Annotated in this window: 36 protein-coding genes; all 36 read left to right on the top strand. The window is 38.7% G+C overall.

Going from position 1 to position 19,668, the window contains the following annotated elements; genetic code table 11:
* Window positions 1–259: 259 nt before the first annotated feature.
* The 36 genes from rpsJ (at window position 260) to AC27FM_RS04005 (ending at window position 19,521) form a co-directional block, all read left to right on the top strand.
* The gene (gene rpsJ, locus AC27FM_RS04180; protein ID WP_025023858.1) at window positions 260–568 is read left to right on the top strand and encodes a 30S ribosomal protein S10; all 309 of its coding nucleotides are present in this window, start codon (window positions 260–262) and stop codon (window positions 566–568) included.
* A gap of 31 nt (window positions 569–599) precedes the next feature.
* Window positions 600–1,235: a 50S ribosomal protein L3 gene (gene rplC / locus AC27FM_RS04175; RefSeq protein WP_487086171.1), complete on the top strand. Its 636-nt coding sequence runs from the start codon at window positions 600–602 to the stop codon at window positions 1,233–1,235.
* A gap of 17 nt (window positions 1,236–1,252) precedes the next feature.
* Window positions 1,253–1,873, top strand: a complete 621-nt coding sequence (rplD, locus tag AC27FM_RS04170; protein WP_487086169.1) for a 50S ribosomal protein L4 — start codon at window positions 1,253–1,255, stop codon at window positions 1,871–1,873.
* Window positions 1,873–2,160: a 50S ribosomal protein L23 gene (gene rplW / locus AC27FM_RS04165; protein ID WP_487086167.1), complete on the top strand. Its 288-nt coding sequence runs from the start codon at window positions 1,873–1,875 to the stop codon at window positions 2,158–2,160. The genes rplD and rplW overlap by 1 nt, the downstream gene beginning before the upstream one ends.
* 16 nt (window positions 2,161–2,176) lie before the next feature.
* Window positions 2,177–3,010 (top strand): 50S ribosomal protein L2, encoded by an 834-nt coding sequence (gene rplB / locus AC27FM_RS04160; protein ID WP_487086165.1) that lies wholly within the window; start codon window positions 2,177–2,179, stop codon window positions 3,008–3,010.
* A gap of 34 nt (window positions 3,011–3,044) precedes the next feature.
* Window positions 3,045–3,323, top strand: coding sequence for a 30S ribosomal protein S19 (gene rpsS / locus AC27FM_RS04155; RefSeq protein ID WP_487086163.1), 279 nt, complete (start codon window positions 3,045–3,047; stop codon window positions 3,321–3,323).
* 20 nt (window positions 3,324–3,343) lie between these two features.
* Entirely contained in the window at window positions 3,344–3,697 is a 354-nt protein-coding gene (rplV, locus tag AC27FM_RS04150) for a 50S ribosomal protein L22 (RefSeq protein WP_487086161.1), read from the top strand.
* Between the two features lie 17 nt (window positions 3,698–3,714).
* Complete coding sequence (gene rpsC, locus AC27FM_RS04145; RefSeq protein ID WP_487086159.1) at window positions 3,715–4,386, top strand: 30S ribosomal protein S3; 672 nt, start codon at window positions 3,715–3,717, stop codon at window positions 4,384–4,386.
* Window positions 4,387–4,389: 3 nt separating this feature from the next.
* Window positions 4,390–4,821 (top strand): 50S ribosomal protein L16, encoded by a 432-nt coding sequence (gene rplP, locus AC27FM_RS04140; protein ID WP_487086157.1) that lies wholly within the window; start codon window positions 4,390–4,392, stop codon window positions 4,819–4,821.
* On the top strand, window positions 4,811–5,005 hold the full coding sequence (gene rpmC, locus AC27FM_RS04135) for a 50S ribosomal protein L29 (RefSeq protein ID WP_025023849.1): 195 nt from the start codon (window positions 4,811–4,813) through the stop codon (window positions 5,003–5,005). Before rplP ends, rpmC begins: the two co-directional genes overlap by 11 nt.
* Before the next feature lie 22 nt (window positions 5,006–5,027).
* Complete coding sequence (gene rpsQ / locus AC27FM_RS04130; RefSeq protein WP_487086154.1) at window positions 5,028–5,303, top strand: 30S ribosomal protein S17; 276 nt, start codon at window positions 5,028–5,030, stop codon at window positions 5,301–5,303.
* A gap of 31 nt (window positions 5,304–5,334) precedes the next feature.
* Window positions 5,335–5,703 (top strand): 50S ribosomal protein L14, encoded by a 369-nt coding sequence (rplN, locus tag AC27FM_RS04125; RefSeq protein WP_057766345.1) that lies wholly within the window; start codon window positions 5,335–5,337, stop codon window positions 5,701–5,703.
* 32 nt (window positions 5,704–5,735) lie between these two features.
* A complete protein-coding gene (gene rplX, locus AC27FM_RS04120; RefSeq protein ID WP_487086152.1) occupies window positions 5,736–5,981 on the top strand; it encodes a 50S ribosomal protein L24 in 246 nt (81 codons plus the stop codon).
* Between the two features lie 16 nt (window positions 5,982–5,997).
* Window positions 5,998–6,540 carry a 50S ribosomal protein L5 gene (gene rplE / locus AC27FM_RS04115; RefSeq protein ID WP_487086150.1) on the top strand — a complete coding sequence of 181 codons (543 nt, stop codon included), beginning with the start codon at window positions 5,998–6,000 and terminating at the stop codon, window positions 6,538–6,540.
* An 18-nt stretch (window positions 6,541–6,558) separates the two neighbouring features.
* Window positions 6,559–6,744 carry a type Z 30S ribosomal protein S14 gene (locus AC27FM_RS04110; RefSeq protein WP_487086148.1) on the top strand — a complete coding sequence of 62 codons (186 nt, stop codon included), beginning with the start codon at window positions 6,559–6,561 and terminating at the stop codon, window positions 6,742–6,744.
* Window positions 6,745–6,772: 28 nt separating this feature from the next.
* Window positions 6,773–7,171, top strand: a complete 399-nt coding sequence (gene rpsH, locus AC27FM_RS04105; protein ID WP_487086147.1) for a 30S ribosomal protein S8 — start codon at window positions 6,773–6,775, stop codon at window positions 7,169–7,171.
* A 30-nt stretch (window positions 7,172–7,201) separates the two neighbouring features.
* Complete coding sequence (gene rplF, locus AC27FM_RS04100) at window positions 7,202–7,732, top strand: 50S ribosomal protein L6 (RefSeq protein ID WP_487086146.1); 531 nt, start codon at window positions 7,202–7,204, stop codon at window positions 7,730–7,732.
* A 19-nt stretch (window positions 7,733–7,751) separates the two neighbouring features.
* Window positions 7,752–8,117: a 50S ribosomal protein L18 gene (gene rplR, locus AC27FM_RS04095; RefSeq protein ID WP_487086145.1), complete on the top strand. Its 366-nt coding sequence runs from the start codon at window positions 7,752–7,754 to the stop codon at window positions 8,115–8,117.
* An 18-nt stretch (window positions 8,118–8,135) separates the two neighbouring features.
* Window positions 8,136–8,636, top strand: a complete 501-nt coding sequence (rpsE, locus tag AC27FM_RS04090; RefSeq protein ID WP_487086143.1) for a 30S ribosomal protein S5 — start codon at window positions 8,136–8,138, stop codon at window positions 8,634–8,636.
* 17 nt (window positions 8,637–8,653) lie between these two features.
* Window positions 8,654–8,839 (top strand): 50S ribosomal protein L30, encoded by a 186-nt coding sequence (gene rpmD / locus AC27FM_RS04085; protein ID WP_057766328.1) that lies wholly within the window; start codon window positions 8,654–8,656, stop codon window positions 8,837–8,839.
* Window positions 8,840–8,867: 28 nt separating this feature from the next.
* Entirely contained in the window at window positions 8,868–9,308 is a 441-nt protein-coding gene (gene rplO / locus AC27FM_RS04080) for a 50S ribosomal protein L15 (RefSeq protein ID WP_487086141.1), read from the top strand.
* A complete protein-coding gene (gene secY / locus AC27FM_RS04075; protein ID WP_487086139.1) occupies window positions 9,308–10,603 on the top strand; it encodes a preprotein translocase subunit SecY in 1,296 nt (431 codons plus the stop codon). Before rplO ends, secY begins: the two co-directional genes overlap by 1 nt.
* Before the next feature lie 14 nt (window positions 10,604–10,617).
* Window positions 10,618–11,271 (top strand): adenylate kinase, encoded by a 654-nt coding sequence (locus tag AC27FM_RS04070; RefSeq protein WP_487086137.1) that lies wholly within the window; start codon window positions 10,618–10,620, stop codon window positions 11,269–11,271.
* A 95-nt stretch (window positions 11,272–11,366) separates the two neighbouring features.
* Complete coding sequence (infA, locus tag AC27FM_RS04065; RefSeq protein WP_010018544.1) at window positions 11,367–11,585, top strand: translation initiation factor IF-1; 219 nt, start codon at window positions 11,367–11,369, stop codon at window positions 11,583–11,585.
* A gap of 29 nt (window positions 11,586–11,614) precedes the next feature.
* Complete coding sequence (rpmJ, locus tag AC27FM_RS04060) at window positions 11,615–11,731, top strand: 50S ribosomal protein L36 (protein WP_010018546.1); 117 nt, start codon at window positions 11,615–11,617, stop codon at window positions 11,729–11,731.
* A 22-nt stretch (window positions 11,732–11,753) separates the two neighbouring features.
* Window positions 11,754–12,119, top strand: a complete 366-nt coding sequence (rpsM, locus tag AC27FM_RS04055; protein ID WP_125587930.1) for a 30S ribosomal protein S13 — start codon at window positions 11,754–11,756, stop codon at window positions 12,117–12,119.
* A 22-nt stretch (window positions 12,120–12,141) separates the two neighbouring features.
* Complete coding sequence (rpsK, locus tag AC27FM_RS04050; RefSeq protein WP_025023834.1) at window positions 12,142–12,528, top strand: 30S ribosomal protein S11; 387 nt, start codon at window positions 12,142–12,144, stop codon at window positions 12,526–12,528.
* A 63-nt stretch (window positions 12,529–12,591) separates the two neighbouring features.
* Window positions 12,592–13,530: a DNA-directed RNA polymerase subunit alpha gene (locus tag AC27FM_RS04045; protein ID WP_487086134.1), complete on the top strand. Its 939-nt coding sequence runs from the start codon at window positions 12,592–12,594 to the stop codon at window positions 13,528–13,530.
* A 30-nt stretch (window positions 13,531–13,560) separates the two neighbouring features.
* On the top strand, window positions 13,561–13,941 hold the full coding sequence (gene rplQ, locus AC27FM_RS04040) for a 50S ribosomal protein L17 (protein WP_487086133.1): 381 nt from the start codon (window positions 13,561–13,563) through the stop codon (window positions 13,939–13,941).
* 184 nt (window positions 13,942–14,125) lie between these two features.
* The gene (locus AC27FM_RS04035; protein ID WP_487086131.1) at window positions 14,126–14,959 is read left to right on the top strand and encodes an energy-coupling factor transporter ATPase; all 834 of its coding nucleotides are present in this window, start codon (window positions 14,126–14,128) and stop codon (window positions 14,957–14,959) included.
* Window positions 14,935–15,786, top strand: coding sequence for an energy-coupling factor ABC transporter ATP-binding protein (locus AC27FM_RS04030; RefSeq protein ID WP_487086129.1), 852 nt, complete (start codon window positions 14,935–14,937; stop codon window positions 15,784–15,786). Before AC27FM_RS04035 ends, AC27FM_RS04030 begins: the two co-directional genes overlap by 25 nt.
* Window positions 15,787–16,584 (top strand): energy-coupling factor transporter transmembrane component T family protein, encoded by a 798-nt coding sequence (locus AC27FM_RS04025; protein WP_487086127.1) that lies wholly within the window; start codon window positions 15,787–15,789, stop codon window positions 16,582–16,584.
* 3 nt (window positions 16,585–16,587) lie between these two features.
* A complete protein-coding gene (gene truA / locus AC27FM_RS04020; RefSeq protein ID WP_487086125.1) occupies window positions 16,588–17,334 on the top strand; it encodes a tRNA pseudouridine(38-40) synthase TruA in 747 nt (248 codons plus the stop codon).
* Between the two features lie 127 nt (window positions 17,335–17,461).
* Entirely contained in the window at window positions 17,462–17,905 is a 444-nt protein-coding gene (rplM, locus tag AC27FM_RS04015) for a 50S ribosomal protein L13 (RefSeq protein ID WP_487086123.1), read from the top strand.
* 14 nt (window positions 17,906–17,919) lie between these two features.
* A complete protein-coding gene (gene rpsI, locus AC27FM_RS04010; RefSeq protein ID WP_334329121.1) occupies window positions 17,920–18,312 on the top strand; it encodes a 30S ribosomal protein S9 in 393 nt (130 codons plus the stop codon).
* Between the two features lie 243 nt (window positions 18,313–18,555).
* Window positions 18,556–19,521: a 2-hydroxyacid dehydrogenase family protein gene (locus AC27FM_RS04005; RefSeq protein WP_487086121.1), complete on the top strand. Its 966-nt coding sequence runs from the start codon at window positions 18,556–18,558 to the stop codon at window positions 19,519–19,521.
* Window positions 19,522–19,668: the final 147 nt, after the last annotated feature.

Here is a 19,668-nt window from a genome sequence, read left to right as displayed (position 1 = left end):
AAAGGCTATCTGTGCATAGAGATGTGCAGTTAATTTTTTTAAATTAAAAATGAAAAACAACTTGATAATGAGGACTTCGGCGTGTATTATTATAAGAGTGCTTATTTCCAGGAGAAGTATGTGCTTAGAGGTATTTAAATAAATATCGACGGCTTAGAAGTGAGAGGTTGCGACACACCCGGCCGCTTTGCCACGGCAGGGCTGTTGGATATTTTCACGGAGCCGGTCATCTTGAAAGAGACAAAAAGGAGGTAACCCCATGGCAAGTCAAAAAATTCGCATTCGTTTGAAGGCTTATGAACATCGTATTCTAGATCAATCAGCTGACAAAATTGTGGAAACAGCAAAAAGAACTGGTGCTAAGATTTCAGGTCCAATTCCTTTGCCAACAGAACGTTCATTATATACAGTGTTGAGTTCACCACATAAGCATAAGGATTCTAGAGAACAATTCGAAATGCGTACACATAAAAGACTTATTGACATCGTTAATCCATCACCAAAGACGGTTGATTCATTAATGAAGTTAGATCTACCATCAGGCGTAGATATCGAAATTAAATTATAATTATTAAAAATAAATTATTGGAGGTGCAAACATGGCCAGAAAAGGAATTCTTGGTAAAAAAGTCGGAATGACTCAAGTTTTTACTGACAACGGTGAATTAGTTCCCGTAACAGTTGTAGAAGCAACACCAAACGTTGTTATGCAAGTTAAAACAGTAGAAACTGACGGTTATGAGGCCGTTCAACTAGGTTTTGAAGATAGACGCGAAGTTCTATCAAACAAACCTGCCAAAGGTCATGCAGATAAGGCAAACACAGCTCCTAAACATTACATTCGCGAATTCCGCGATGTTGAAATGGGAGACTACGAATTAGGTGGAGAAGTTAAAGTAGATTCATTTAATTCTGGTGATGTTGTTGATGTAACAGGTATTACAAAGGGACATGGAATGCAAGGTAACATTAAGAGATTTGGACAAGCTCGTGGTCCTGAAACTCACGGTTCTAGATATCACCGTGTAGCAGGTTCAATGGGTGCCATCATCAACCGTGTATTTAAAGGTAAGATGCTTCCCGGACGTATGGGTAACAACCGTGTTACTACACAAAACTTAACTGTTGTTAAAGTTGATACAGATCGTAATGCAATTATGATCAAGGGTAATGTACCCGGAGCAACAAATTCATTAGTTAAAATTCAAACAGCTATTAAAGCTAATCAAAAATAGGAAGGAGGAAATGAGTTATGACAAAAATCACAGCTTACAAAGATAGCGGTGCTGAAAACGGTACTGTTGAAGTAAATGATGCAATTTTTGGCATCGAACCAAACGACAACGTGATCACAGATGCAGTTATCATGCAACGTGCCTCATTAAGACAAGGTACACATGATGTTAAAAACCGCTCTGAAGTACGTGGTGGTGGAAAGAAGCCATGGCGTCAAAAAGGTACAGGTCGTGCTCGTCAAGGTTCAATTAGATCACCTCAATGGGTAGGTGGTGGTGTCGTATTCGGCCCAACACCAAGATCTTATTCATATCACCTTCCTAAGAAGGTTAGCCGTTTGGCATTGAAGTCTGTACTTTCACAAAAAGCTGCTGACGGTAACCTAATCGTTATTGACTCAATTTCATACGACAAGCCAAGTACAAAGAACTTTGCACAACTACTTAATAAGTTAGATGCAGACAAAGCTCTTGTAGTTGTAGAAGATGGTAACGACAACGTTGCTTTATCAGCTAGAAACATTGATAAAGTTACAGTTGTTGCACCAGAAGGTGTTAACGTTCTTGACGTTATTAACGCTAAGAAGTTAGTTGTTACACAAGCAGCACTTTCTAAGATTGAGGAGGTGCTTGGATAATGAGCGCAAGAGACGTAATTATTCGCCCAGTTATCACTGAAAACTCAATGGATGCTATGAGTGACAAGAAATATACTTTTGATGTTGCACTTGATGCAAACAAAGTACTTGTTAGACAATCTATCGAAGAAATTTTCGGTGTTAAAGTTAAAAAAGTAAACATCATGAATGTTGCCGGTAAGAAGAAGCGCCAAGGTCGTTATGTTGGTACAACAGCAAAACGTCGTAAGGCTATCATCACACTTACAGCAGATTCAGATGAAATCAAAATTTTTGATGAAGAATAAATAAGGAGGTCAAATAATGGCGATTATCAAGTATAAGCCAACCACAAATGGTCGTCGTAATATGACAGGTTCTGACTTTTCAGAGATCACAAAGACAACTCCTGAGAAGACACTTCTAGAATCACAAAGCCATACAGCTGGTCGTAATTCATACGGTCATATTACAGTTCGTCACCGTGGCGGTGGTCACAAACAAAAATACCGTGTTATTGATTTCAAACGTATCAAAGACGGTGTAAAAGCTACAGTTAAAGCTATTGAATACGATCCTAACCGTACAGCTAACATTGCATTACTACACTATTCAGATGGTGTTAAAGCATATATCTTAGCTCCTAAGGGTCTTGAAGTTGGACAAGTTATCGAATCAGGTGTTGATGCAGATATCAAGCCCGGTAATGCACTTCCACTAGCAAACATTCCTGTTGGTACAGTTATTCACAACGTTGAAATGAAACCTGGTAAAGGTGGTCAAATAGGACGTTCTGCTGGTACTTCAATCCAATTGCTTGGTAGAGATGGTAAGTACTCATTATTACGTTTACCTTCAGGTGAAGTACGTATGGTACTTTCAACATGCCGCGCAACCGTTGGTGCTATTGGCAATGAACAACATGAATTAATTAAGATTGGTAAAGCTGGACGTAAACGTTGGCAAGGATTCAGACCAACAGTTCGTGGATCAGTTATGAACCCTAACGATCACCCACACGGTGGTGGTGAAGGTAAAGCTCCTATCGGTCATCCATCACCAATGTCACCATGGGGTAAGAAGACCTTAGGTAAGAAGACTCGTTCATCACATGCCAAATCTGAAAAGCTTATCGTTCGTCACAGAAAAGGTAAGTAGTTATTTCGTTAGAATAATATAAGGAGGACATAAGATGAGTCGTAGTTTAAAAAAGGGACCATTCGCAGATGCACATCTTCTAAAGAAGATCAGCGCACAAGAAGATTCTGATAAGAAATCAGTTATCAAGACATGGTCAAGACGTTCAACAATTTTTCCTAGTTTCGTAGGTTACACAATCGCAGTTCATGATGGGCGTAAGCATGTTCCAGTTTATATCCAAGAAGATATGGTTGGTCACAAGCTAGGCGAATTCGTACCTACACGTACATTCCATGGTCATGGTAATGACGATAAGAAGACAGGCAAGTAATAAGAAGGGAGACTTAAAAGATGGCAGAACAAGAAATTACATCTGCAACAGCCAGAGTAAAGAATGTTCGTATTGCACCTCGCAAAGCTCGCCTTGTTATTGATTTAATAAGAGGCAAGAACGCTGCTGAGGCACTTGCAATTTTGCAATTCACACCAAGAGCAGGCTCTCCAATTATTGCCAAAGCTCTTAAGTCAGCTATTGCAAATGCAGAACATAACTTTGATTTAGATGCACAAAACCTATTTGTTAGCGAAGCATTCGTTGACGAAGGACCAACTCTAAAACGTTTCCGTCCTAGAGCTAAGGGTTCAGCATCACCAATTAACAAGAGAACAAGTCACATTACAGTTGTAGTAAGTGAAAAAGAATAGTATTGGAGGTAACTTGAGTGGGTCAAAAGATTAATCCAGTAGGATTTCGTGTCGGCGTTATTCGTGACTGGGATGCCAAATGGTATGCAGAAAAAGACTTTTCAACATTTTTACACGAAGACCTTAGAATTCGTAAGTATATTGAAGACAAACTATCAAATGCTTCCGTTTCAAGAATTGAGATCGAACGTACTGCAAAGAACGTTACAGTTTCAATTCACACCGCTAAACCAGGTATGGTTATCGGTAAAGGTGGTTCAGAAGTCGAAAAATTACGTAATGAACTAAATAAGCTAGTTAACAGAAACATTCATATTAATATTATCGAAATTAAGAAACCTGATTTGGATGCAAAACTTGTTGGTGAGAACATTGCTCGTCAACTAGAAGCACGTATCGCATTCAGACGTGCACAACGTCAAGCAGTTCAACGCTCAAGACGTGCTGGTGCAAAGGGTATCAAAGTTCAAATCTCTGGTCGTTTAAACGGTGCCGATATGGCTCGTAGAGAATGGCATACAGAAGGAACTGTTCCTCTACACACATTGCGTGCAGATATCGATTATGCTTGGGTTGAAGCAGCCACAACATATGGTAACTTAGGTGTTAAAACTTGGATTTACCGTGGTGAAATTCTTCCTGAAAAGCCAAATCGTAATCAAGAAAAAACTGAAGGGAAAGGAGAATAATCTATGCTAGTACCAAAACGTGTAAAACACCGTCGTGAATTCCGTGGCAAGATGCGCGGAGAAGCTAAGGGTGGTAAGAATGTTGATTTTGGTGAGTTTGGTTTGAAGGCACTTGATTCAAGCTGGATCTCAAACAGACAAATTGAAGCAGCCCGTGTCGCTATGACTCGTTACATGAAGCGTGGTGGTAAGGTTTGGATTAAAATCTTCCCTCATAAATCATACACCGCAAAAGGTGTTGGAGTTCGTATGGGTAATGGTAAAGGTGCACCTGCTGGTTGGGTAGCTCCTGTAAAGCGTGAAAAAGTAATGTTCGAAATCGGCGGCGTTCCTGAAGAAGTAGCCCGCGAAGCATTGAGACTTGCATCTCACAAATTACCAGTTAGAACTAAGTTCGTAAAACGTGAGGAAGTAGGTGGCGCTGATGAAGGCTAGTGAAATCAAAGAGCTAACTGCTGCTCAATTGCAAGATAAAGTTAACGAATATAAAGAAGAACTATTCAACTTGCGTTTCCAACAAGCCACAGGTCAATTGGAAAACACAGCTCGTCTTAAAGCTGTAAGAAAGAACATCGCAAGATTAAGAACTGTTCAAAATCAAAAGAATAACGAAAACTAATAAAGGGAAGGGAGATCTCAAGTTGAGCGAAAAACAAGAAAGCCGTAATAGCCGTAAGGTATATCAAGGCCGCGTTGTATCAGACAAGATGGACAAAACTATCGTAGTTGTTGTTGAAACATACAAGAACCACCCTGTATACAAGAAGCGTGTTAGATATTCAAAGAAGTACTACGTTCAAGATGAAAAGAACGAAGCAAAGATGGGCGATATTGTACGTATCATGGAAACTCGACCTTTGTCAAAGACAAAGCGCTTCCGTTTATTAGAAATCGTCGAAAAAGCAGTTATTATCTAGAAACAATTACTGATGAGAGGAGGACCAAGAAGTGATTCAACAAGAAAGTCGTCTAAAAGTTGCAGATAACTCTGGAGCTCGTGAAATTCTAACTATTAAAGTTCTTGGTGGTTCAAACCGTAAGACAGCTAATATCGGAGACGTTATCGTTGCTACTGTCAAACAAGCAACACCAGGTGGCGTTGTTAAAAAAGGTGACGTCGTTAAGGCAGTTATCGTAAGAACTGTATCTGGTGCGCACCGTACAGATGGTTCTTACATCAGATTTGATGAAAACGCTGCGGTTATTATTAATGCTGACAAGACACCTAGAGGAACTCGTATCTTCGGACCCGTTGCTCGTGAACTACGTGATAACGATTTTATGAAGATCGTCTCATTAGCACCAGAAGTGCTATAAAAAGATCAATTTAATTCAGGAGGTGCTGAATAGTGTTTATAAAAACTGGAGACAACGTTGAAATTATTTCTGGTGATGGCAAAGGCACACAAGGCGTAGTTAAACAAGCCTTTCCAAGTGCTAACAAAGTTATCGTCGAAGGCGTGAACGTTGTTAAGAAACACTCAAAGCCAACTAATACACAACCTCAAGGTGGAATTATCGACATTGAGAGACCTATTAGTATAAGTAATGTAAAAGTAGTAAGTAAATCAACTGATAAAAAAGAAGATAAATAAGAAAGGAGAAAACTAAATGGCTAATGCATTAAAAGAAATGTATGTAAAAGAAATTACACCATCAATGATGGAAAAATTCAATTACACATCAGTTATGCAAACACCAAAGATCGAAAAGGTCGTTTTGAACATGGGTGTTGGTGACGCAATTGCTAACTCAAAGAATCTTGATGAAGCAGTTGAAGAATTAGGTCTAATTGCTGGTCAAAAACCTTTAATTACAAAGGCTAAGAAATCAATCGCTGGTTTTAGACTTCGTGAAGGTATGTCAATCGGTGCTAAAGTTACTCTTCGTGGTGACCGCATGTATGACTTCCTTGATAAGTTGATCAACATTGCATTACCTCGTGTTCGTGATTTCCGTGGTGTTGGTACACGCTCATTTGATGGTCGTGGTAACTACACACTAGGACTTAAAGAACAATTGGTTTTCCCAGAAATTGACTACGATAAGGTTAATAAGATTCGTGGATTGGACGTCGTTATTGTTACAACAGCTAACACAGACGAAGAATCACGTGAATTATTATCACAAATCGGAATGCCATTCACAAAATAATAAAGGAGGTCAAATTCATTGGCTAAGACATCTCAAATTGTACGGAATCATAGACCTGCTAAGTTCTCATCACAAGAATATACTCGTTGTGAACGCTGTGGTCGTCCACATTCTGTATATCGTAAATTTAAGCTTTGCCGTGTTTGCCTTCGCGAATTGGCTCATAAAGGTCAAATCCCTGGCATGAGAAAAGCTAGTTGGTAGAAAGAACACTAATAAGGAGGTAAATTAAATGGTCATGACAGATCCTATTGCGGACTACCTAACACGTATCCGTAATGCTAATATGGTTAAACATGAATCTCTAGAAGTACCTGCATCAAACATTAAGAAGAGTATGACAGAGATTTTGAAGAATGAAGGATTTATCAAGGATTACGAAGTTATCGATGATAACAAACAAGGTGTACTTCGTATTTTCCTTAAATATGGTAAAGATCAACAACGCGTTATCTCAGGCTTGAAACGTATTTCAAGACCAGGCTTGCGTAGTTATGTTGATTCAGATAACGTGCCAAAGGTTCTTAATGGATTAGGTATCGCTATTCTTTCAACATCAAAAGGTGTTATTACTGATAAAGAAGCTCGCGCACAACACGTGGGTGGAGAAGTAATTGCTTACATTTGGTAATATTTTTTAAAGACAAGGAGGTGCACTAATTTGAGTCGTATCGGATATAAAGTAATTGAAGTGCCAGCAGGCGTTACAATTACACAAAAAGATGAAAACATCACTGTTAAAGGCCCAAAGGGTGAACTAACAAGACATTTTGATCCAAAGATCAAGTTGACTCTTGAAGGTAACGAAGCTAAGTTCGATCGTGAAAGCGACAATGACAAAGCTATTCACGGAACAATGCGTTCAAACTTATTCAACATGGTTCAAGGTGTTACAGAAGGTTATGTAAAGAAACTTGAACTTAGAGGTGTTGGTTACCGTGCACAAGTTAAAGGTAACACATTGACACTTTCAGTTGGATACTCACATCCAGTTGTTATGGATGCCCCAGAAGGTATTACAATCGAATCACCTTCAAACACTGAAATCAATATTTCAGGTATCAGCAAGCAAAAAGTTGGACAATTTGCTGCTGAAATACGCGATGTACGTCCTCCAGAACCTTATAAAGGTAAAGGTATTCGTTATGTTGACGAATATGTACGTCGTAAAGAAGGTAAGACTGGTAAATAGTTCTAAATAATTCTATGAGGTGAATATTGTGATTTCAAAACCAGATAAAAACAAAGCACGTCAAAAGCGTCAAAAACGTGTTCGTGGTAAAATCTCTGGTACTGCTGAGCGCCCACGCTTAAATGTATTTCGTTCTAATAAAAACATTTACGCTCAAGTAATTGATGACGTAAAGGGTGTAACGCTAGCAAGTGCCTCAACTCTTGATAAAGAAGTCAAAGACGGTTCAAAAGTTGAACAAGCTACAGCTGTTGGTGCATTAGTTGCACAAAGAGCTAATGAAGCTAAAATCAGTAACGTTGTATTTGATCGTGGAGGATACCTATACCATGGTCGTGTACAAAGTCTTGCTGAAGCAGCTCGTGAAAATGGGCTAAAATTCTAGAAGGAGGAAACCAAATTTATGACATATATCGATCCATCTCAATTCGAACTAGAAGATCGCGTTGTCTCAATCAACCGTGTTACTAAGGTTGTTAAAGGTGGACGCCGTCTACGTTTTGCTGCTATCGTAATCGTTGGTGACAAGAATGGTCACGTAGGTTTCGGTACAGGTAAAGCTCAAGAAGTTCCTGAAGCTATTCGTAAAGCTGTTGAAGATGCCAAGAAGAACTTAATCAATGTTCCTATGGTAGGTTCAACAATTCCTCACGAAGTTATCGGTAGATACGGCGCTGGTAGAATTATGTTGAAGCCAGCTGTTGAAGGTTCTGGAATCGCCGCTGGTGGTTCAGTTCGTGCCGTTCTTGAATTAGCCGGTGTTGGTGATATTACAAGTAAGTCACTTGGAAGAAATACACCAATTAACGTAATTCGTGCTACAATCGAAGGCTTAAAAGAAATCAAGACTGCTGAAACTGTCGCAGAAATGCGCGGAATTTCAGCTCAAGACTTGCTTAACTAGAAGAAAGGTGTGTAATAATGGCTAAACTTAAGATTACTCTTATTAGAAGTGCAGCTCACCGCCTTCCTGCTCAACGTACAATTGTTAAGGAACTAGGACTCGGAAGAGTTAATAGCTCTGTTGTTAAGCCGGATGATCCTGCTATTCGTGGTGCTGTATTAAAGATCGCTCACTTAGTAAGTGTCGAAGAAGTTAAAGATTAATAATTTTTAAAGATTAGGAGGTGCAATAATGGAACTAAACGAACTTAAACCAAGTACAGGCTCAAGACATTCAAGAAAACGTCTAGGTCGTGGTACTTCAAGTGGCCAAGGTAAAACTGCTGGTCGTGGACAAAAAGGTCAATTAGCTAGATCTGGTGGTAAAACACGTATTGGTTTTGAAGGTGGACAAATGCCATTGTTCCGTCGTATGCCAAAACGCGGATTTAATAATTTCAACCGCAAGGAATACGCTATTGTAAACCTTAAAGACCTTAGCAAGTTCAATGACGGTGCTGAAGTTAATATCGATACATTAAAAGAAGCCGGAATCGTTAAGAAAGAATATAACGGTGTCAAATTACTTGCAAATGGCGAAGTTAGTGCTAAGTTAACTGTAAAAGTTGCTAAGAGCTCTGACGCTGCTACTAAAGCAATCGAAGCTGCTGGTGGAACTGTAGAGGTGATCTAATGCTTAGAACTATCAGAGATGCTCTAAAGGTGAAGGAGATCCGTAAAAAGATTCTATTTACCTTGATGTTACTTGTGATATACCGTTTAGGATCACAAATTACGGTCCCTGGTGTTAACGCTGCTGCGATGGACAAGGTTAGTTCCACAGGGTTAGTTCCCCTGCTAGATACCGTAACTGGTGGTGGTCTTTCAAACTACTCAATTTTCTCAATGGGTGTTTCACCATTCATTACCGCTCAAATTGTTGTTCAACTATTACAGATGGATATTGTTCCTAAGTTTGTTGAATGGAGTAAACAAGGTGAAGTCGGTCGTAGAAAACTAAATCAGGTAACGAGATATTTGACGATTGTTTTAGGCTTTGTTCAATCAATCGGTATCACTGCCGGATTTAACCAATTGAGTGGTTTGGGACTAGTTAAGTCACCGAATTTAAGAGCATTTATTACAATTGGTGTCATCTTAACTGGTGGTACGATGTTGCTTACTTGGATTGGTGAACAGATCACAGATAAAGGTCTAGGAAATGGTGTTTCGGTAATTATCTTCGCTGGTATTATCGCTAGATTCCCTAATGGAGTTTATGAGATTTTCCGTGATAATGTTATCAATGCTAGTTCTTCAGATTTAGCAAAAAATATTGGATTCATTGTTGGATTGACCATCGCTATTTTGGCAGTTGTTCTATTCGTTACGTTTGTTCAACAAGCTAATAGAAAGATTCCAATCCAATATACAAGACGTGCAGCCGGAAGTGGTAGCGAAAGTTTCCTACCATTAAAAGTTAACGTTGCTGGTGTTATTCCAGTTATCTTCGCTAGTTCGTTTATTGTTACTCCTCAAACAATTTTGATGGCGTTCCAAGCAAATCACAGTGAAGATACATGGTATCAAGTATTGACTAATATATTCAGTATGCAAACGACAACAGGATCTCTACTATATACATTGTTGATTGTGTTATTCACATTCTTCTATGCATTTGTTCAAGTAAATCCTGAGAAGCTTGCAGAAAACTTGCAAAAACAGGGAGCTTATATTCCTGGTGTATGGCCTGGTAATGAAACTATCAAGTTCATGTCAGGTGTTCTAATGAGACTTTCAACTGTTGGTTCAGTGTTCCTAGGACTTGTTTCGTTGCTTCCATTATTAGCAGCTAACTTGTTCAATTTACCTCAGTCCATCGGATTAGGTGGTACTAGTTTATTGATCATCGTTGGTGTTGCTTTGGAAATGGATCGACAATTGAGAGGTCTATTGATGAAACGTGAATACGTTGGATTTATTAGATAATTGGAGATGTGACGATGAATATTGTATTGATGGGATTACCTGGTGCCGGTAAGGGTACTCAAGCTGAAAAGATTGTTGAAGATTTTAAGGTAGTTCATATTTCTACTGGAGATATGTTCAGACAAGCTATGTCTGATAAAACAGAAGTTGGTCTTAAAGCCAAGAGTTTTATCGACAAAGGTGCTCTTGTTCCTGATGACGTTACCGAAGCTATCGTTGAAGAACGCTTAGCTAAAGAAGACGTTCAACAGAATGGATATATGCTAGACGGATTTCCGAGAACTCTTGAACAGGCAAATGCTTTACAGACAATTGCAAAGAATGTAAACAAACCTATAGATGCTGTCATCTACATAGATGTAAAGCCTGAGGCATTAGTTGATCGTTTATCTGGAAGATATATCTGTTCCACATGTGGAGCTACATATCATAAAATTTATAATCCTACTAAGGTTGAGGGAACATGTGACGTCTGTGGCGGACACGAGTTCTTCCAACGTGAGGATGATAAGCCAGAAACAGTTAAGAATAGATTAAAAGTTAATATTGAAATGAATACACCATTAATTGATTTTTATGATAAGTTAAACTTATTGCATAAAGTCAACGGTGAACAAGAAATAGATGAAGTTTATAACGAAGTAAAGAAAGTTTTACAAAGTCTGTAAGACTTTTTACTTTTATTTGTTTACATGGACGCAAGAATATTGTATAATCTTGCGGTATATGCGAATGAATTTCATCCCGATGGAGGTTAATATCTTTGGCAAAAGAAGATGTCATTGAAGTAGAAGGTACAATTTCAGAAACATTGCCTAACGCAATGTTTAAGGTAAAGCTTGAGAATGGTGCAACCGTGTTGGCCCATGTGTCAGGTAAAATCCGTATGCACTACATTAGAATTTTACCCGGTGATAAGGTTACCGTGGAATTATCCCCTTATGATTTAACCAAGGGAAGAATTACATATAGATATAGATAATATGATTTTAATGGAATGGAGGTTCCAACATGAAAGTAAGACCATCCGTTAAACCTATGTGCGAACACTGTAAAGTAATTAAGAGACGCGGTCGCGTCATGGTTATTTGCTCTGCAGATCCAAAGCACAAACAAAGACAAGGATAATAAAACATAGGAGGTGCAATTAATGGCTCGTATAGCAGGTGTAGATTTACCTCGTGATAAGAGAATCGTTATTGCCTTAACATACATTTTTGGTATTGGTAATACAACAGCCCAAAAAGTGCTAAAAGATGCCGGCGTATCTGAAGACGTACGTACAAGAGACTTAACTCCTGATCAAGAAGATAAGATTCGTGCAGAAGTTGACAAGGTACGTGTCGAAGGTGACTTACGTCGTTCAGTAAGCATGGACATTAAGAGACTACAAGAAATTGGTTCATACCGTGGTATGAGACATCGTCGTGGTTTGCCAGTTAGAGGTCAAAACACAAAGAATAATGCAAGAACTCGTAAAGGTAAGAAAGTATCTATCGCGGGTAAGAAGAAGTAATTAACAGTTAGGAGGTTAATTCATGGCACAAAGTAAAGGTCGTAAGCGCCGTACTAAGAAGCATATTGAATCTGGTGTTGCACATATCCACTCCACATTCAACAACACACTAGTTATGATCACTGATGTTAACGGTAATGCCGTTTCATGGTCATCAGCTGGTGCACTAGGATTCAAAGGAAGCCGTAAATCAACACCATTTGCTGCACAAATGGCTGGTGAAGCAGCTGCTAAAGAATCAATGGAACATGGTATGAAAACAGTCGAAGTAGCTGTTAAGGGTCCTGGTTCAGGTCGTGAAGCTGCAATTCGTTCATTACAAGCTACTGGATTGGAAATCACAGCTATTCGTGACGTCACACCAGTTCCTCATAACGGCTCACGTCCTCCAAAGCGTCGTCGTGTATAGAATGGTTTTATACCCATATGAACTAAGCTACACACATTTCGTTTTGAAAGGGGAACTAACCGAATGATCGAATTTGAAAAGCCAACTATCACTGCAGTTGAAGAAAGCAATGATTACGGTAAATATATTATCGAACCGTTGGAAAGAGGTTATGGTACAACATTAGGTAACTCTTTACGTAGAGTCCTATTAGCATCATTACCAGGAACAGCGGTCTCAGATATTCAAATAGATGGTGTATTGCATGAATTTTCAGCTATTGATGGTGTAATCGAAGACGTTACACAAATCGTGCTAAACGTCAAAGATCTAAACCTTAAATCTTATGCTGAAGACAGTTTAAAAGCTGAAATCGACATTGTTGGTCCTGCTACTGTAACAGCAAAAGATATCAAGGCTGATGATGATTTGGAAATCCTCGATCCAGAACAATTTATTTGTACTGTTGCTGAGGGTGGACACTTCCACATGCAAATGACAATTAAAAATGGTCGTGGATATACTCCTGCAGAACAAAATAAAACAGATGAGACACCTATCGGTGTTTTACCAGTTGACTCTATTTTTACACCAGTAGATAAAGTTAACTATCAAGTTGAAAACACTCGTGTGGGTAAGAGAAACGACTTCGACAAATTAACAATTGATATCTGGACAAATGGTTCAATTGGACCACGAGAAGCTATTAGTTTATCTGCTAAGATCCTAACAGAACACTTAACTAGTTTTGTTAACCTTACAGAAGAAGCTAAGAGCGCTGATATGATGATCGAAAAAGAAGAAACACAAAAAGAGAAGAAGCTTGAAATGACAATTGAAGAATTGGACTTATCAGTTCGTTCATACAATTGTTTGAAGCGTGCCGGTATTAATACTGTGCAAGAGCTTACTGAAAAATCTGAAGCTGATATGATGAGAGTTCGTAATCTTGGACGCAAGTCATTGGTTGAAGTTAAAGAAAAGCTCGCTGATCTTGGATTGTCATTAAGGCAAGAAGACTAATAGTCTGAAATTCAAACAGGAGGTATAGACATGGGCTACCGTAAATTAGGACGTACAAGTTCTCAAAGAAAAGCAATGTTACGTGATTTAACTACTGATTTAATTATTAATGAACGTATTGTTACAACTCAAACTCGTGCTAAGGAAATCAGCCGTACAACTGAAAAGATGATTACCCTTGGTAAGCGCGGAGATCTTCATGCTCGTCGTTTAGCTGCTGCATATGTTAGAAATGAAATTGCTAACATCTCAGAAGAAGACGATGCAGTTGTTGTTCAATCAGCACTTCAAAAGTTGTTTAGTGATATTGCACCTCGTTACAAAGAACGTAATGGTGGATACACACGCATCTTGAAGACTGCACCTCGCCGTGGCGACGCAGCTCCAATGGTTATTATTGAATTAGTTTAATAATAAGTTTATTAAAATCAGTCATTCTGATAAATTAGTGAGTGTTAAGATGATGGTTATCATATAGCCAAGTCTATCTCTGAGATTTCGGTAAAACGGAACACTAATTTGTCGAATGATTTTTTTTTACCCAAAATAGATTTTTTTCGCTATGATATAACTAGCAGATATCGAGGAGAAATAAGTGGATAATATAATTTCTATAAAAAATATAACGTACACGTATCCTGATTCAGAAACTTCCGCAATCAATAACTTGTCGTTAGATATACATACAAATGAATGGCTTTCGATCGTCGGTAAGAATGGTAGTGGAAAATCTACGCTTACTAAGTTGATCGATGGTCTAATTGAGTGTGACTCTGGAACGATTCAAATTGCTGGTCAAACTATCAACGAAGATAATATTTGGGAAGCTAGGGAAAAAATCGGTATTATTTTTCAAAACCCTGATCATCAATTTGTCGGTGCGACCGTAGAAGATGACGTTGCTTTTGGGTTAGAAAACCAAGGTGTACCTAGAGAAGAAATGATCACCAAGGTTGAAGAAGCTCTGGAAATGGTGGATATGCAAGAGTACAAGACGCGTGATCCTCAATCTCTTTCTGGTGGACAAAAACAACGAGTGGCAATTGCAGGTGTGCTGGCCACTAAACCGCAGATTATTATTATGGACGAATCAACTAGTATGTTGGATCCAAACGGACGTAAAACGGTTTTAGACTTAATCGAACGCCTTCGTCAGGAACAAGATATCACGATAATTTCGATCACGCATGATATTGAAGAGACTCAATTGTCAGAGAGAATTGTTGTTTTAAATAACGGACAAGTTGTGAAGGATGCTGATCCTAAGAGTATTTATGATCTAGGGTCTGAGCTGGCTGATTTTGGGCTTGAGGAGCCATTTTCAAGTCAAGTAGCCTCATCACTAAGAGATACGATAAAACTGCCTGAGGGCTATTTAAATGAAGAGGAGTTAATCGATAGCATATGGAAATCATCTTCAAAAATGTAACACACGCATATGAAGCAAATAATCCTCTCGCAGCACTCGGACTGGATGATGTATCTGTTAAGATCCGTGATCAAAAATTCACGGCTATCATTGGTAAAACAGGTAGTGGTAAGTCGACTTTGGTCAGACATATCAATGCATTATTGAAGCCAACTAGTGGTACTATCACTGTCGGTGATCGAGAGATCAATTCAGAAACTAACAATAAAAATTTGAAACCACTGCGTAAGAATGTCGGAATGGTCTTTCAATTTCCTGAAAGTCAGTTGTTCGAAGATACTGTGGAAAAAGATATTATGTTTGGACCAATGAATTTTGGTATCCCAGAAGAGGAAGCAAAAGCCTCAGCTCATGATATGATTAAACTTGTGGGTTTAGACGAAAAATATTTGGATAAGTCACCATTTGACTTGTCTGGTGGACAAATGCGCCGTGTAGCTATTGCTGGTGTATTGGCAACGCATCCCGAAACAATCATCTTAGATGAGCCGACAGCTGGATTGGACCCAGTCGGACGCAAGGACATAATGGAGTTGTTCAAGAAGCTACAAGCTGAAGGTAGGACGATCATTTTGATCACTCATAATATGGATGATGTGGCTAACTACGCTGACGAAGTAGTTGTTATGCATGACGGTAAAAAAGTGGCTGAGGGAACTCCTAAGGAAGTTTTCAACAACCAGCAGTTATTAGATGACGAGATTCTAACACTTCCTCAAAGTGCGATTTTTGCCCAAAGATTAGCAAAAAAATATTTTCAATTCGATCAATTACCTATAACTATCAGTGACTTATCGGCTGAAATAAAACAACAAATTGGTGATTAAATGAACAAATTAATTCTTGGACGTTATTTACCTGGAGATTCGTTCCTCTATCGGTTGGATCCCCGTGGAAAATTTCTTATTACATTTTATTTTATTGGTATCGTATTTTTGGCGAACAATGTCGTTTCATATGGATTTTTATTATTGTTTGTTTTATTTGCGGTTTATTTGTCAAAGATAAATCTAGGATTTTTCCTCAAAGGTTTGCGACCGATGTTTTGGCTGATATTGTTCACCGTCATACTGCAAATGTTTTTTACGCCCAGTAAAGATCCACTATGGAGTTTTGGAATACTGACCCTTTCTAGAGAAGGTCTAGTTGTTTCTGGTTATATCTTTATCAGATTCGTACTGATTATCTTTGTTTCAACGTTACTGACGTTAACAACGACACCAATCGAGATTTCTGATTCAATCGAGAGCATTTTAAAGCCTTTGAAGGCAATAAAATTTCCTGTCACACAAGTTGCTTTGATGTTGTCGATTGCATTACGGTTTGTGCCGCTGTTGATTGATGAAACGACGACGATAATGGATGCCCAAAGAGCACGTGGAGTTGATTTTGGGGAAGGTGGATTGATCAAGCGGATCAAATCATTTGTTCCTATTTTGATTCCACTATTTGTCAGTAGTTTTTCTATCGCTTATGACTTGGCGATTGCCATGGAGTCTCGTGGCTATAAGGACGGAGAAGGTCGAAGCAAGTATCGAATTTTGAAATGGTCCAAACGAGATACTTGGACTGCTGTAGCCATGCTTGCCGTCACAGTTATTTTATTATTTATTCGGAGTTATTAATTTATGACAAGATATAAACTTACGATTGCCTATGATGGTACTAAGTTTCACGGCTTTCAACGTCAACCTGACATGCGCACGGTTCAAGGTGTGGTCGAGAAGGCATTGGCGAAGATGACCAAGGGTGTCCACGTGGAAGTCTATGGGTCAGGACGAACAGATGCCGGTGTACATGCCTTTGGACAAGTGATCCACTTTGATTATCCCGGTCAGATGCCAGCTATCAGCATGTTAAAGGCCATCAATTCACTGATGCCATTGGATGTTATCGTCAAAGATTCGGAAATCGTTGATGACAATTTTCATGCGAGATTTGGAGTAAAAAGAAAAACTTATCAATATCGCGTTGACTGTGGACATTATACAGATCCCTTCAAGCGGTTTTACACCGGACACTACCAATATCCGATCGATGTTAATCTGATTCAGACAGCTCTCAAGGATCTTGAGGGTGAACATGATTTTACTAGTTTTGCGGCATCTGGTGGAGTGATCGAAAATAAAGTTCGCACTATTTACTCAGCTACGGTAAAATATGTAGCATCAGAAAATGAGTTGATTTTTGAATTTACTGGAAATGGTTTCCTATATAATATGGTGCGCATTCTCGTAGCTACGTTACTGGAAATCGGTAATGGTAGACGAGATGTTCATGATTTTTTGAGATTATTTGAAATAAAAGACCGTCAAGAGGCGCGTGGTACAGCACCGGCAAGTGGCTTATATTTGAAACAAGTATTTTATGAATAAAACCTGTGGATAATTATTGACTTATGGCAAATTACCAAGTATTATTGTTGTTGGTATTGTTTGCCCCACGATGAGCCCCGGAAACTTATTGAGTGTCAAACAGACGTAGAAACTGGAGGAATTTAAAGTGCGTACAACACCATTAGCAAAAGCAAGTGAAGTTGAACGTAAATGGTATGTGATTGATGGTGAAGATGTCGTTTTAGGTAGACTTTCATCAGTTGTAGCTTCAATTCTTAGAGGTAAGAACAAGCCAACTTACACACCTAACGTTGATACAGGTGATAATGTTATTATCATCAATGCAGATAAAGTAAAATTAACAGGTAAAAAAGCTAAGGGAAAGATTTATTATTCTCATTCAGATCATCCAGGTGGTTTGAAGAGCATCAGTGCCGGCGAAAAGAGAGCAACAAAACCTGAATTGTTTGTTGAAGACTCAATCCGTGGTATGCTACCTAAGAATAGCCTTGGTCGTCTAGAAATCAAGAAGTTGTATGTTTATGCAGGTCCTGATCACAAACACCAAGCACAAAATCCAGAAGAGTTGGATATCAACAAACTAATTTAAGGAGGAAAAACATTTTGGCACAAGTATCATATGCTGGAACAGGCCGTCGTAAAGATTCAACAGCCCGTGTTCTATTAGTTCCCGGAAACGGAAAGATTACTATCAACAAGCGTGATGTCAAAGACTACATTCCTTTTGACAATTTGATTGCTGATATGAAACAACCATTAGATATTACTGAAACAGGCGCTAACTATGACGTTATTGCTAACGTTAATGGTGGTGGCTTTTCAGGACAAGCTGGAGCAATCAGACATGGTATTGCTAGAGCACTTCTAGAAGTTGATCCAGACTTCAGACCTACTCTTAAAGCAGCCGGATTCTTAACACGTGACCCTCGTATGAAGGAACGTAAGAAACCAGGTCTTAAGAAAGCTCGTAAAGCTTCACAATTCTCAAAACGTTAATATATCCAGATATTACACTTTGGACATCCACTTATGTGGGTGTTTTTTTTTGCTTATTTTTTAGATATTGATCAAAATCGACAATAAATTGGCACATTTTTATCTCTCATGACAATAAAATCATCGTAGTATTAATTTTATTCATATAGGTATGATTATTATTTGTTTTACTAATTAATGAATCTGCTATACATTATCATTGTAAAGATAACAAATAACGAAAGAATATAAGGATGTGTTCATATGTCAAAGGTAGTAATTACAGGTAAAATTCCAGAACAAGCGCTGAATATTTTGAAGGGTGCTCAAGTAGATATAGATATGTATGATGATAGTGATTCTCTGATCACTACCGAAGAACTTATTAGTCAGGTGGCGGATGCTGATTTCTTGATAACCCCTCTCTCAACAAAAGTTGATTCGAGTGTGATCGATGCTGCTCCGAAGTTAAAATTGATTGCAAACTTTGGTGCCGGTTTTGATAATATTGACATTAAATATGCGAAAGAAAAAAATATTCCCGTTACCAATACACCAAAGGTCTCTACTGTTTCTACGGCAGAAGTGACTTGTGGATTGATTATCGCGTTGAGCCATAGGATTGCAGAGGGAGACACATTAATGCGTCACGCAGGCTTTAGCGGATGGTCACCACTATTCTTCTTAGGACATGAACTATCTGGGAAAAAATTAGGAATCATCGGTATGGGACAAATTGGTCAAGCAGTTGCTAAAAGAATGCATGCTTTTGATATGGATATTTTATATAGTCAGCGTCATCCACTAGATTCTGCAACTGAACAAGAATTAGGCGCTACTTTTGTTACTCAAGAAGAGATCGTAAAAAACGCTGATGTCATTACACTACACTTGCCATCAATACCTGCAACTCACCATCTGCTAGATGCTGAACAATTTAAGCAGATGAAGAGTACAGCCTTGTTGATCAATGCCGCTCGTGGACCAATTATCAACGAAGCCGCACTTTACGATGCGTTGACAGAAAAAGAGATTGCTGGAGCGGCACTAGATGTGTATGAACAAGAACCGTACGTGGATGAACGCTTCAAAGAACTGCAAAATGTTATCTTGACTCCACATATTGGAAACGCGACTGTGGAAGCACGGGATGCAATGGCTGAGATTGTTGCTAATAACGTTTTGAAGGCTAAGGCAGGCGAGCTACCGGATAATATTGTTAATGGTTAGGATTCGGTTGTTATTTGAAATAATGGCAAGGACCCAAAGTTCCTGTCATTATTTTTTTGCCTTATTTTAATTTTTTTCCAAAAAGAGCTTGCCTTGAAGCTCACTCAAAGGTTTAAAGTGTGCTTATTGATAAGCAAGAGATATAAA

The sequence above is a fragment of the Companilactobacillus sp. y65-5 genome (assembly GCF_057541095.1).
This window is presented reverse-complemented; position numbering and strand designations above follow the sequence as displayed.

Excerpts from the sequence above, each read along its gene's own strand:
- rpsS (WP_487086163.1), top strand. The coding sequence starts at position 3,045 with ATGAGTCGTAGTTTAAAAAAGGGACCATTCGCAGATGCACATCTTCTA.
- rplE (WP_487086150.1), top strand. The coding sequence starts at position 5,998 with ATGGCTAATGCATTAAAAGAAATGTATGTAAAAGAAATTACACCATCA.
- rplQ (WP_487086133.1), top strand. The coding sequence starts at position 13,561 with ATGGGCTACCGTAAATTAGGACGTACAAGTTCTCAAAGAAAAGCAATG.
- rplO (WP_487086141.1), top strand. The coding sequence starts at position 8,868 with ATGGAACTAAACGAACTTAAACCAAGTACAGGCTCAAGACATTCAAGA.
- rplP (WP_487086157.1), top strand. The coding sequence starts at position 4,390 with ATGCTAGTACCAAAACGTGTAAAACACCGTCGTGAATTCCGTGGCAAG.
- rpsH (WP_487086147.1), top strand. The coding sequence starts at position 6,773 with ATGGTCATGACAGATCCTATTGCGGACTACCTAACACGTATCCGTAAT.
- rpsJ (WP_025023858.1), top strand. The coding sequence starts at position 260 with ATGGCAAGTCAAAAAATTCGCATTCGTTTGAAGGCTTATGAACATCGT.
- rpsE (WP_487086143.1), top strand. The coding sequence starts at position 8,136 with ATGACATATATCGATCCATCTCAATTCGAACTAGAAGATCGCGTTGTC.
- rpmD (WP_057766328.1), top strand. The coding sequence starts at position 8,654 with ATGGCTAAACTTAAGATTACTCTTATTAGAAGTGCAGCTCACCGCCTT.
- AC27FM_RS04030 (WP_487086129.1), top strand. The coding sequence starts at position 14,935 with ATGGAAATCATCTTCAAAAATGTAACACACGCATATGAAGCAAATAAT.
- rplD (WP_487086169.1), top strand. The coding sequence starts at position 1,253 with ATGACAAAAATCACAGCTTACAAAGATAGCGGTGCTGAAAACGGTACT.
- AC27FM_RS04070 (WP_487086137.1), top strand. The coding sequence starts at position 10,618 with ATGAATATTGTATTGATGGGATTACCTGGTGCCGGTAAGGGTACTCAA.
- rplB (WP_487086165.1), top strand. The coding sequence starts at position 2,177 with ATGGCGATTATCAAGTATAAGCCAACCACAAATGGTCGTCGTAATATG.
- rplC (WP_487086171.1), top strand. The coding sequence starts at position 600 with ATGGCCAGAAAAGGAATTCTTGGTAAAAAAGTCGGAATGACTCAAGTT.
- rpmJ (WP_010018546.1), top strand. The coding sequence starts at position 11,615 with ATGAAAGTAAGACCATCCGTTAAACCTATGTGCGAACACTGTAAAGTA.
- rplV (WP_487086161.1), top strand. The coding sequence starts at position 3,344 with ATGGCAGAACAAGAAATTACATCTGCAACAGCCAGAGTAAAGAATGTT.
- secY (WP_487086139.1), top strand. The coding sequence starts at position 9,308 with ATGCTTAGAACTATCAGAGATGCTCTAAAGGTGAAGGAGATCCGTAAA.
- rpsM (WP_125587930.1), top strand. The coding sequence starts at position 11,754 with ATGGCTCGTATAGCAGGTGTAGATTTACCTCGTGATAAGAGAATCGTT.
- rplW (WP_487086167.1), top strand. The coding sequence starts at position 1,873 with ATGAGCGCAAGAGACGTAATTATTCGCCCAGTTATCACTGAAAACTCA.
- AC27FM_RS04005 (WP_487086121.1), top strand. The coding sequence starts at position 18,556 with ATGTCAAAGGTAGTAATTACAGGTAAAATTCCAGAACAAGCGCTGAAT.
- AC27FM_RS04025 (WP_487086127.1), top strand. The coding sequence starts at position 15,787 with ATGAACAAATTAATTCTTGGACGTTATTTACCTGGAGATTCGTTCCTC.
- AC27FM_RS04045 (WP_487086134.1), top strand. The coding sequence starts at position 12,592 with ATGATCGAATTTGAAAAGCCAACTATCACTGCAGTTGAAGAAAGCAAT.
- truA (WP_487086125.1), top strand. The coding sequence starts at position 16,588 with ATGACAAGATATAAACTTACGATTGCCTATGATGGTACTAAGTTTCAC.
- rpsK (WP_025023834.1), top strand. The coding sequence starts at position 12,142 with ATGGCACAAAGTAAAGGTCGTAAGCGCCGTACTAAGAAGCATATTGAA.
- rpmC (WP_025023849.1), top strand. The coding sequence starts at position 4,811 with ATGAAGGCTAGTGAAATCAAAGAGCTAACTGCTGCTCAATTGCAAGAT.